The organism is Methylotenera sp. (assembly GCF_036401095.1).
In the GTDB taxonomy this organism is placed as follows: Bacteria; Pseudomonadota; Gammaproteobacteria; order Burkholderiales; family Methylophilaceae; genus Methylotenera.
The window spans coordinates 88,539-99,389 of sequence record NZ_DASWWA010000015.1; the positions used below are offsets into that span (position 1 = coordinate 88,539).

Genomic DNA, 10,851 nt, shown 5'->3' on the forward strand with positions numbered 1-10,851 from the left:
TGACGGAAACCAAATTGACCAAAAATTAAGCTTACGGAAAACTCATGCTAAACCAATCAACTGCTGCAAAAAAAGCAAAGACGCTGGCTGAAGCGTTACCTTACATTAAACGTTTTTTTGATAAAACCATCGTCATTAAATACGGCGGCAACGCCATGACAGATGAGCACTTAAAAGAGTGCTTTGCCAAAGACGTAGTACTGTTGAAACTGGTGGGCATGAACCCTGTTGTGGTACATGGCGGCGGCCCGCAAATTAACGAAATGCTGGACAAACTAGGCAAAAAAGGCGAGTTTATTCAAGGCATGCGCGTAACCGATGAAGAAACCATGGATGTTGTAGAAATGGTGCTCGGCGGCCAAGTGAACAAAGAGATTGTTAACTTAATCAACCGTCACGGCGGCAAGGCGGTTGGCCTGACCGGTCAAGACGGTAACTTTATCCACGCACACAAGCTATTGATGGCAGATAAAGACGATGCTACCAAGATGATTGATATTGGGCAAGTTGGTGAAATTTCTGCGATTGACCCTAGCATCATCAACTTTTTAGATACGGGTGATTTTATCCCTGTGGTTGCCCCGATTGGCGTAGGTGTAGATGGCGAAACTTACAACATCAATGCCGACGTAGTTGCCGGCAAACTGGCTGAAATTCTCAATGCCGAAAAGTTGATTCTGCTTACCAACACACCAGGCGTGCTAGATAAAAGCGGCGAACTACTCACCGGCTTAACTCCAAGACAAATTGACGACATGGTGGCAGATGGCACGCTATCTGGCGGCATGCTGCCAAAAATCAGCTCAGCCTTAGATGCTGCACGCAGCGGCGTAAAAGCTGTGCATATTATTGATGGCCGTGTTGAGCATGCCTTGCTGTTAGAAGTACTAACAGACGAGGGTGTTGGCACTTTAATTAAAGCTAAATAGTATTAAAGCCAAATAGCCCACAAGGCACAGATAGCTTACTGCGGAGCCGCTCAATCGGATGAAACTGCAGTTAAACGTATCTGTGCCCCATATAAAACCTCTACATCAAGCATGAGCAGAATCTGGATTTTTGACCTGGACGACACACTGCATAATGCCAGTGCGCATATTTTCCCGGTCATGAACCGCAGCATGACGCAGTACATCATGGATGAACTTTCCATGAGCGAGCCTGAAGCCCATGCACTACGCCAACACTACTGGCGTATTTATGGAGCCACCCTCAAAGGGCTGATGCGCCACCATGGTACAGACCCGCATCACTTTCTGCATGAAACACACCGTTTAACCAGCTTACCTGAGATGGTAATTCAAACTAAACGCTTGAAACACATGCTTACATCGCTGCCAGGGCGTAAGTTAGTATTCACCAACGCACCTCGCAGTTACGCTATGCGCGTATTGGAATTACTAGATATAGCGGATGTGTTTGAGCTAATTTTCAGCGTGGAATCTACACAGTTTCATGCTAAACCGTCGCCCCGAGGCTTTCAGCGTTTACTCAAAACCATTAATGCCAAAGCGAGTGACTGTATCATGCTGGAAGATAACCTACCCGCACTGATGACCGCCAAGCGCCTAGGCATGAGAACCATCTGGATATCAAAACAATTAAATAAACCAAATTTTGTGGATTATCGCCTAACCTCAGTGTTAGCACTTACTCACATTAAGCTATAATTAAATCAATTATTTGTTAAGGAAATAAAATGGCCGGCGAACGTAAACAGCAAATTCTAGAAACTTTAGCAAAAATGCTGGAATCTCCAAAAAGAGAGAAAATCACCACCGCATCATTAGCAGCAAAATTAGAAGTGAGTGAAGCTGCGCTTTACCGTCACTTTGCAAATAAAGCACAAATGTTTGAAGGTTTGATTCTGTTTATTGAAGAAACCATTTTTGGCCTGATTAACAAAATTAGCACAGAAGAACCAGAAGGCTTAAGACAGGTGCAACGCATCGTCACCATGCTCATGGTGTTTGCAGAAAAAAACTCAGGCATGACGCGCGTACTGATCGGCGATGCGCTAGTTAATGAAGACGACAAATTACAATTGCGCATTAACCAGCTATATGACCGTATTGAGGTCACATTGAAACAATGTTTGCGTATTGCGGAAACACAAACCGGACAAAAGCAAGATGCAGAAGCGCAGGCAAACTTGATTATTTGCTATATTATCGGCCGCTGGAACCAATACGCAAAAAGCGGTTTCAAACGCAAACCTACAGAGTTTATTGAGCAGCAACTGCCTAACTTACTGTAATTAAAACCACGAGCCAACCCTACTTAGGAGATCACGTTGGAAGGTACAATTTTTGGCTTCACTGAAGCACAAATCACCGAATTTGGTATGACATTTGGCGTTGGCGGCTTAATGCTGCTGATGCTATTTATTGTGGGGCACCTGGCATGGGAATCAAAAGCCGGTAAGTTTGGCGCATTTGTATTATTTCTGGGGCTGACCTTTGGGCTGGTTGGTTACGTGGCTAAGTACTTCATCCAGAACTCACTGGGTATTTAAATCGAGCCCTCTTCAGCAAGCCACAAAGTGTGTGGCTGTTTTCGTCACTAATAAAGCATGATAGCGACCGCTGTGTTAGCAAGCACTAAAGCACAGCTTTAATTGCGTTAACTCTAGCCTCAAAAATCGCAGCTTTGATTTTTTCAACCTCGGTGTGAGCGCTAGCAACAACACCTGCATCCACACTCAGTGCAGCATCTAATACCTTAAGCATTAAATCTGCAGCCGCCGTGGGGCACTGCTCAAAGCCTGTTCTACCACGTGAATCAGCCTCACACGCCAATAAAAACTCTTTAAACCTTGTGGGCTGCCTGATTGCATCTAAATGGGTTAAAAACTCCAACAAGGTACTGGGGCGCATCTCTAACGATTGGTACAGCTTACCGTGGAACTTAGTCACGATTGACGCAAGCTCTTTACAATCATTCGGCACACGCAATCGTTTGCATAGGTCTGTCACCAAATGCACCCCACGCTCTTCGTGACCGATATGTCTGGGTAAAATCTCTTTAGGCGTAGTGCCTTTGCCAAGGTCGTGCATCAATGCAGCAAAACGCACTGGCAGTGTAAAACCATTGCGCGCGGCATAATCCACTACCATCATCACATGCACCCCGGTATCCACCTCCGGATGATATTGCGGTGGCTGCGGCACCCCCCATAACCTATCTAGCTCAGGCATGAGTCTGTTTAAAGCGCCACATGCACGCAATACGGTAAACATACGTGACGGCTGAGACTCCATTAAACCCTTAGCCAGTTCCTGCCATACACGCTCGGCAACCAAGGCATCTACCTCACCCGCTTCGACCATATGCTGCATCAGGCTTAGTGTTTCTGGCGCCACATGAAAATCGGTAAAGCGTGCAGAAAAGCGCGCAATTCGCAGAATGCGCACAGGGTCTTCAGCAAAGGCCTCGCTAACATGACGCAGTGTCTTGGATTGGATATCGGCAATACCATTAAACGGGTCAATCAATTCACCTGACTCACTTTTGGCAATGGCATTGATGGTTAAATCACGTCTGGCTAAATCTTGCTCCAACGTGACTTCGGGTGATGCATGTACAGCAAACCCCTTGTAACCTTTTGCAGTTTTGCGCTCGGTACGTGCCAGCGCATATTCTGCCTGTGTAGCCGGGTGCAAAAACACGGGAAAATCTTTACCAACCGGCCTAAAGCCGGCAGCTACCATTTGCTCCGGCGTACTACCGACGACGACATAGTCTTTATCTTTAATCGCATAGCCCAGCAGTTCATCACGTACTGCGCCACCCACGATATAAGTTTGCATAACGCAGCCTACGAGTTAGCGTGCCGCTACACTACGGAAACGATCATAAGCACCACGTGCGTTACGATCTACCAAGTACTCAGGTAACACAGCCTCCAATGCACTAGGCTCCACCGCTAAAATTGCAGGTAAGGGCTGCTGGCTAACGCTATCAACCTGCAGGGACTTAATATTGTCACGTGACATTAACTTTACTGGCAGAAACTCCATGGTTAACGCCTGCACATATGAAAGTGTATTATTTAAGCCAATAATCGGACGTTGAATCGACAAGGCTTGCATGATTTGCAGCAACAATTCACGGAAGGTATACACTTTGGGCCCAGCCAACTCATAGGTCTGGCCGTAGGTACCATTGTTTTCCAAGCTATTCACAAAACAGCTCGATACATCTTCTACCCAGATCGGTTGAAACTTAGCATTCGACTTTGCCAATAACACCACTGGCAACAGCTTAATCAACGTGGCAAAAAGATTGGTAAATTTATCACCGCGCCCAAAAATGATAGATGGCTTAAAGATGGTGATATTAATTTTGTCCTGCAGTGCTTTTAATGCCGCCTCACCGGCAGCTTTTGACCGCAGATATTGGCTTGGCGCATGTTCATCTGCGCGCAAACTGCTCATTTGAATCAGGCGCTTGATGCCCAAATCAACACAAATCTTGGCGAGCTGGGCTGGCAACTGGTGATGAATCGCATTAAAGCCTAAACGATGGCTCTGATGCAAAATACCAATCAAGTTAATCACGGCATCAGTTCCCCTGAGCAGTACATTCAGAGCATGATAATCCAGCACATCACACTCAACCACAGTCACATTCGGCAACAAAAATAAATGTTTGGCAGTCTCTCTTCTGCGCGTCAATACGGTTACCTCGTACCCAGCTGCATCCAACTTAGCAACAATAGCGCTACCGACAAATCCTGATCCGCCTAACACACATATTTTGTTTAACTGCATGACTATCCTTCTAACTTACGTATTCACTCTAAAAAATATCACCAACCGTCTACTATACTCATTATTTGGCAAACTTGGCATCTGGCAATCGTCGCAAAGGCAATGTTTAACTAATGATGAGACAGCCTTACTCATCAATCAATATTATTCAACATCTGCCAATATCACGTCTGGTTTTGCGCGCCCTGGAATCGTCCCCATTCTGGCTTTTAAAGTTTGCACCGGGTAACCGAGCTTAGGCGCATAAATCTGCGCGTTTGCCATCACTTTTTGCACATAACTTCTGGTTTCACCGTAAGGGATGGTCTCGATATAAATAGCGGCCTCCATTGGCTCATCTGCCGCCCAGCGCCGCGCACGGCTAGGGCCTGCATTATACGCAGCGGTTGCCATCACAGCCTGTCCGTTCATAGCCTCCAGGGTATAGCGCATGTAGTAAGTACCGATACCAACATTAAACTTGATGTCATGAATCATCTCTTGGCTGTAGTCACTTAAGCCCATGCGCTGTGCTGCCCATTTAGCAGTAGCCGGCATCAACTGCATTAAGCCAGATGCGCCTACGCCTGACTTAGCATAGTGCATAAAACGGCTTTCCTGACGGGTTAAGCCATAAATCCAGGCCTCATCTACGTTCTCGTTAACGGCTGCAGCGCGGAATAGATCGCGATAGGGGACAGGATAGCGCAAGTTAAAATCATGCAGTTGTTTGGTATTATCCGCGGTGCTAATCGCAACATCGTACCATTTCTGCCGCTGGGCATATTCAGCGGCGGCCAGCAACTGCTTGTCATCATAATCGCGTGTGACCCACACCCACTCTGCTTTAGCTTCCCAGCGCATATCTTGCTTTTGCAGCTCTAATGCACGCTTGATTCCCGGTTGGCTGGCAATCGCCAGTACCTCTTGTTCCACTGGCGTATATTGCTGTTGCGGGCTATTCATCACACTGCCTAACTCCTCCAGCGCAAGCCAGCCATAATAATGACGCTCAGTAGACAGTGGACCTAATATTTTGTTGGCATCCACCACCATAGACTTCTCTTTTAACGCGCGACCTTTCCAATAGCGCCACGCACCCTCTTGCTGTTGCTCAGGGTTCATTTTGCCTATGGCATCTAACAGCACATCCCAGTTTTGGGTACGCATGGCGGCGCGTGCCATCCATGCCAGCTGCTCTTTATCTAATGGCGTTTCATTGGCTTTGGCATAAAACTCAAGCGCCTGAGGGTGATGCGTACGTGCTGCATGATAAGCAATGCGTCCCCATGCAAAGGCTGCATCATTCGCAGACCATTTATCTTGCAATGACTGATTAACAGTAATCGCATCTACTATATTGGTACGCGCTAATCGATCCAGTGCGTATAGATTGACCTCTATATCATCACGTGTTTTAAAAGCCGGCGTTTTTAATGTGGCTTTTTTATTATTAATTTTGATATTTACGGTTTTGCTGGTGAGCAAAAGTTTTGGTGTTTGCTCTGCCACCGCGAGTAATTCCAGATTGCTTTTATCAAAGTTAGGTAAACGCGCAATGATGCTCTTGGCTACGCTCAGCTTGCCATCCTGCAAGGCTATGCGCAGCCGTGCCCAGATATCGTTAGCACTCAGCGTGCCAGCCTCCTGCATCGCATCAAACAATGGAGTGCAGCTACTTGGCAAGTCTGCAGAGCTCATCCATATTTTCTTAACCTGTACAGATACTTCCTGATTATCAAACTGGTGTTTGCCATACAGTGCATAGCACTCCACAGCTATATCGCTACGTTTAAAATTTGGGTAGTGCTCAAAAAACACTGTCCAGTCTTGTTTTTTACCCAGTTTTTTAAGCCACTCACCCCGTAAGCGGTCTACAAATGCCATATCGGCATATTGGGTAATAAAGGCCTGCACCTCTGCGTTATCAGCTTGGTCTATCCTCAGCAACATTAACCAGTAAGCGGCATAGGGCGCCAGTATGTATTGCTGGCTGCTGAGCTGGCTCACATCTTCAGCCAATACTAATTCATTCTTTTTAGCATAAGCCTCACGCGCATGCTCAAACAAGGCCTGATCGGACATAGCAGCGGCTTGGCCAGACACTAGCAACGCGCCTAAGCATAGTTGACTTAGCTGCTTAGGCATTACGCGTAAAGATAGTTTTTCGAATAGGCTAAACATAGAGAATACGACGCAACACAAAAAGTACGGCCGCGACTATGGCCAAAAAGAACGTATATTTAACAGTTTGTTTGAAATAATGTAGATACTTTTTATCGCTTGATAACAAGTACAGGCCTAGCAATACCATTGCGGTAATCACTAGCAACACGAATATCAGGCGAATCATCAACATATACGCCTCCACTTAACAATCACTAAACTTGATACAACCAAACTTGGTAGCTATACCACCAATTATTTTTTCCAACTTAATACACAGGCTTTGCCAGCAACTGGGCTTGCTGTGTCAAGAATGTAGCTGGTGCATCTTCTTGCTTCTCAAAAGTAGTGTATTCCCATGCCGTTGTGTCCTGCATAAGTGCACGCAACAACTGATTATTCAACGAATGTCCGGATTTGTAAGCATAAAAAGCCCCCAAGATTGGATGACCTAACATATACAAGTCACCAATCGCATCGAGCACTTTATGTTTAACAAACTCATCGTCATAACGCAGGCCATCCGCGTTCAATACACGGTACTCATCCAGCACAATTGCATTATCCAAGCTACCGCCACGCGCCAAGCCATTGGAGCGCAAATACTCAACTTCATGCATAAAGCCAAAAGTACGTGCGCGGCTGATTTCTTTAATATAAGAATCTGCGGCGAAATCTATTTTGACGTTATTACCTGAGTGTTCAAATACCGGGTGGTTAAAATCAATGGTGAAATCAATTTTGAAACCATGATATGGCTCAAACCGCACCCATTTATCACCCTCTTTTACTTCTATTGTTTTAGTAATGCGTATAAATTTTTTAGCAGCGGCTTGCTCAACAATGCCCGCCTCCTGCAATAAAAATACGAAAGGACCTGAGCTTCCATCCATAATCGGAATTTCAGAAGCATCAACCTCTACATACACATTGTCCACACCCAAACCTGCAAGTGCAGACATCACATGCTCAACAGTAGCAACGCGTGCGCCATTAGCCTCCAGCGCAGAGCACATTCTTGTGTCATGTACAACGCCTGGAGTAGCCACGATTTCATTGGGCTGAGGCAGATCAACCCGTTTGAAAACAATACCAGTGTCTGGTGCAGCTGGGCGGAGGGTAAGAGTAACCTTTTCGCCATTGTGCAACCCGACGCCTGTGGCGCTTATCGCTTTTTTAAGTGTACGTTGCTTTAACATGCTTAATTAATTTCCATTCTCTAAGTTCCAGTGCAACTAGCTCCAATACAGCGCACTCACCAACAATTCGAACAAGACTATTTCCTTACGAATCAACTAAATAATAACATAATTCGCGGGGACAGCCTTTCGCTGGCTACACTGCCCTATTCACACAGACCCTTAGTACAATGTTACTTAGTCAGCTTGTTTACGTAAAAATGCTGGAATATCGTACTCTTCTACCCCTGACATTTTCATCGCTTCCACTTGTGCGCGACGGCTGTTTGAACCAAATACGGCCGGTGCTTCGTCATCGGTAGCGATATTGGCATTACCAACAAAAATCGGTTGGTTGGTCGTACCATCACGTACTACTTGTTGTGGCATTACGCGTAGCTCTGGTTTTTGTTGACGGCGTTGTGCACCAGTCAAGCCTGTTGCCACCATTGTTACACGCAAACCATCACCCATGCTGTCATCAAACACGTTACCTACAATTACCGTTGCATCTTCTGCGGTGAATTCTTTAATGGTATTCATCACATCGTAGTACTCTTTCATTTTGAAAGCAGTTGATGTTGTAATATTCACTAAAACGCCACGCGCGTTCGCCAAGTTGACATCTTCCAGCAATGGGCTTGCAACTGCTTGTTCTGCTGCAATACGTGCACGGTCTGGACCAGTTGCTAATGCAGAGCCCATCATTGCCATACCCATTTCACTCATTACAGTGCGGACGTCGGCAAAGTCCACGTTCACCATACCTGCGCAATTGATGATTTCAGCAATGCCTGATACTGCATTGTGCAATACATCGTTAGCGGCTCTGAATGCTTCTAAGAACGGTACGTCTTCGCCCAATACTTCCATCAATTTTTCGTTAGGAATCACAATTAGTGAATCCACATACTTTGATAACTCATCTAGACCATCAGATGCAACTTTAGTGCGCTTACCTTCGAATGAAAAAGGCTTAGTCACTACTGCAACCGTTAAGATGCCCATTTCTTTAGCGATTTGTGCAATCACTGGTGCCGCACCGGTACCAGTACCGCCACCCATACCAGCAGTGATAAACAACATATCAGCGCCATCAATCAGCTCTGCAATCGCATCACGGTCTTCTAACGCAGCTTCACGGCCTACTTCTGGTTTAGCGCCTGCACCTAAACCACGGGTCATTGCTTCACCAATTTGCAATACAGTTTTTGCTTGGCTCTTTTTCAAAGCTTGCATATCAGTATTAGCGCAAATAAATTCAACACCGCCCACATTTTTTTCAATCATGTGTGCCACTGCATTGCCGCCGCAACCACCAACACCAATAACCTTAATCACGGCTTCCTGGGAATTTTTTTCCATAATCTCAAACATTTTATTGCCTCCTCTTTTTAGCGTTTACTTTAACTGTTACTTCTGCCTTACTACTTTTCACTGCTAAACACTTACTACAACTTACCTGTTAAAAATTACCTTGGAACCAGCTTTTCATTCTTTCCAAAATCCGTCCGAATGAGCTTGATTCCATCTGGCCGGTTAAATGACGCTCCAACTGCTGCTTGCCCATTAACACTAGGCCTACACCTGTTGCATAGCGTGGATTACTTACCACTTCTGATAGACCGCCTACATAGCGCGGCATGCCTAAACGTACTGGCATATGGAATATTTCTTCGCCCAACTCCACCATGCCGCGCATCATGGCTGAACCACCAGTGATAACGATGCCTGATGCAATCATGTCTTCCATGCCACTACGGCGTAACTCATTTAGCACCAGCTCATAAAGCTCTACTACGCGCGGCTCTAAAACCTCAGCTAGGGTCTGTACCGATAACTGGCGCGGGTCTCTGCCATCTACACCCGGCACTTCTACCACTTCACGTGGATCAGCCAGTTGGCGTAATGCGCAACCATGCTTGATCTTGATGTCTTCAGCTGACTGCGTAGGTGTACGGAAAGCAACCGCCACATCGTTAGTCATTTGGTCGCCAGCGATAGGTACCACTGCGGTATGGCGAATCGCACCTTGTTTGAATACTGCAATATCAGTCGTGCCGCCGCCGATATCCACCAAGCACACGCCCAGCTCTTTTTCATCTTCGGTCAGTACAGCAAGGCTTGAAGCCAAAGGCTGTAAAATCAAATCACTAACTTCAATACCGCAGCGTTTGATGCACTTCACAATATTTTGTGCAGCAGCTACCGCGCCGGTCACGATATGCACTTTTACTTCCAGCTTCATACCGCTCATGCCTAATGGCTCGCGTACATCTTCCTGACCGTCGATAATGAATTCCTGGGTAAGGATATGCAGAATCTGCTGGTCTGCCGGTAGGGCAATGGCGCGTGCGGTTTCAATCACACGGTCTACATCCATTTGTGAGACTTCAGCATCTTTAATCTTCACCATGCCGTGTGAGTTAAGGCTCTTGATATGGCTGCCAGCAATACCGGTATAGACATTATTGATTTTGCAATCAGCCATCAGCTCAGCCTCTTCCAGCGCGCGCTGAATTGACTGCATGGTAGATTCGATATTCACCACCACGCCTTTTTTCAGGCCACGAGACACGTGCTGCCCTAAACCAATCACCTTCAGCGTGCCCTCTGGCTGCAACTCGGCAACAATCGCCACAATTTTAGATGTGCCGATATCCAAGCCTACAATCAAATTCTTATCTTCTTTAATTCTGCTCATTCTTCATCCCTTCCGTGAATTAGGTCACGGTTCCCGTACGTTTTTTCACTGC

Annotated in this window: 11 protein-coding genes; 4 read left to right on the plus strand and 7 right to left on the minus strand. The window is 46.1% G+C overall.

All coding sequences use genetic code 11. From position 1 onward, the window contains the following. Positions 1 to 44: 44 nt before the first annotated feature. From argB to VGD82_RS09020, 4 genes are all read left to right on the plus strand, one after another. Positions 45 to 929, plus strand: coding sequence for an acetylglutamate kinase (gene argB / locus VGD82_RS09005; protein WP_331020081.1), 885 nt, complete (start codon positions 45 to 47; stop codon positions 927 to 929). Positions 930 to 1,040: 111 nt separating this feature from the next. Beyond that, the gene (locus VGD82_RS09010) at positions 1,041 to 1,670 is read left to right on the plus strand and encodes a pyrimidine 5'-nucleotidase (RefSeq protein ID WP_331020082.1); all 630 of its coding nucleotides are present in this window, start codon (positions 1,041 to 1,043) and stop codon (positions 1,668 to 1,670) included. Between the two features lie 29 nt (positions 1,671 to 1,699). Further along, positions 1,700 to 2,257: a nucleoid occlusion factor SlmA gene (slmA, locus tag VGD82_RS09015; protein ID WP_135278620.1), complete on the plus strand. Its 558-nt coding sequence runs from the start codon at positions 1,700 to 1,702 to the stop codon at positions 2,255 to 2,257. Between the two features lie 36 nt (positions 2,258 to 2,293). Then, positions 2,294 to 2,515: a DUF2788 domain-containing protein gene (locus tag VGD82_RS09020; RefSeq protein ID WP_304860071.1), complete on the plus strand. Its 222-nt coding sequence runs from the start codon at positions 2,294 to 2,296 to the stop codon at positions 2,513 to 2,515. An 85-nt stretch (positions 2,516 to 2,600) separates the two neighbouring features. Here the strand turns inward: VGD82_RS09020 and VGD82_RS09025 are convergent, their stop codons facing one another. From VGD82_RS09025 to ftsA, 7 genes are all read right to left on the minus strand, one after another. Then, positions 2,601 to 3,809: a multifunctional CCA addition/repair protein gene (locus tag VGD82_RS09025; protein ID WP_331020083.1), complete on the minus strand. Its 1,209-nt coding sequence runs from the start codon at positions 3,807 to 3,809 to the stop codon at positions 2,601 to 2,603. A 15-nt stretch (positions 3,810 to 3,824) separates the two neighbouring features. After that, on the minus strand, positions 3,825 to 4,772 hold the full coding sequence (locus tag VGD82_RS09030; protein ID WP_331020084.1) for a complex I NDUFA9 subunit family protein: 948 nt from the start codon (positions 4,770 to 4,772) through the stop codon (positions 3,825 to 3,827). A 144-nt stretch (positions 4,773 to 4,916) separates the two neighbouring features. Then, complete coding sequence (locus VGD82_RS09035; RefSeq protein WP_331020085.1) at positions 4,917 to 6,935, minus strand: lytic transglycosylase domain-containing protein; 2,019 nt, start codon at positions 6,933 to 6,935, stop codon at positions 4,917 to 4,919. Continuing rightward, positions 6,928 to 7,110, minus strand: coding sequence for a hypothetical protein (locus VGD82_RS09040; protein ID WP_331020086.1), 183 nt, complete (start codon positions 7,108 to 7,110; stop codon positions 6,928 to 6,930). The genes VGD82_RS09035 and VGD82_RS09040 overlap by 8 nt, the downstream gene beginning before the upstream one ends. A 76-nt stretch (positions 7,111 to 7,186) precedes the next feature. Beyond that, positions 7,187 to 8,116, minus strand: a complete 930-nt coding sequence (lpxC, locus tag VGD82_RS09045) for a UDP-3-O-acyl-N-acetylglucosamine deacetylase (protein WP_331020087.1) — start codon at positions 8,114 to 8,116, stop codon at positions 7,187 to 7,189. A 177-nt stretch (positions 8,117 to 8,293) separates the two neighbouring features. Continuing rightward, positions 8,294 to 9,472 carry a cell division protein FtsZ gene (ftsZ, locus tag VGD82_RS09050; protein WP_015832935.1) on the minus strand — a complete coding sequence of 393 codons (1,179 nt, stop codon included), beginning with the start codon at positions 9,470 to 9,472 and terminating at the stop codon, positions 8,294 to 8,296. Positions 9,473 to 9,560: 88 nt separating this feature from the next. Next, positions 9,561 to 10,799, minus strand: coding sequence for a cell division protein FtsA (gene ftsA, locus VGD82_RS09055; RefSeq protein WP_135278625.1), 1,239 nt, complete (start codon positions 10,797 to 10,799; stop codon positions 9,561 to 9,563). Positions 10,800 to 10,851: the final 52 nt, after the last annotated feature.

Bases quoted from the DNA above. Each gene is read 5' to 3' on its own strand.
- slmA (WP_135278620.1), top strand. From the start codon at position 1,700: ATGGCCGGCGAACGTAAACAGCAAATTCTAGAAACTTTAGCAAAAATG.
- VGD82_RS09010 (WP_331020082.1), top strand. From the start codon at position 1,041: ATGAGCAGAATCTGGATTTTTGACCTGGACGACACACTGCATAATGCC.
- VGD82_RS09030 (WP_331020084.1), bottom strand. From the start codon at position 4,772: ATGCAGTTAAACAAAATATGTGTGTTAGGCGGATCAGGATTTGTCGGT.
- VGD82_RS09025 (WP_331020083.1), bottom strand. From the start codon at position 3,809: ATGCAAACTTATATCGTGGGTGGCGCAGTACGTGATGAACTGCTGGGC.
- VGD82_RS09035 (WP_331020085.1), bottom strand. From the start codon at position 6,935: ATGTTTAGCCTATTCGAAAAACTATCTTTACGCGTAATGCCTAAGCAG.
- lpxC (WP_331020087.1), bottom strand. From the start codon at position 8,116: ATGTTAAAGCAACGTACACTTAAAAAAGCGATAAGCGCCACAGGCGTC.
- argB (WP_331020081.1), top strand. From the start codon at position 45: ATGCTAAACCAATCAACTGCTGCAAAAAAAGCAAAGACGCTGGCTGAA.
- VGD82_RS09040 (WP_331020086.1), bottom strand. From the start codon at position 7,110: ATGTTGATGATTCGCCTGATATTCGTGTTGCTAGTGATTACCGCAATG.
- ftsZ (WP_015832935.1), bottom strand. From the start codon at position 9,472: ATGTTTGAGATTATGGAAAAAAATTCCCAGGAAGCCGTGATTAAGGTT.
- ftsA (WP_135278625.1), bottom strand. From the start codon at position 10,799: ATGAGCAGAATTAAAGAAGATAAGAATTTGATTGTAGGCTTGGATATC.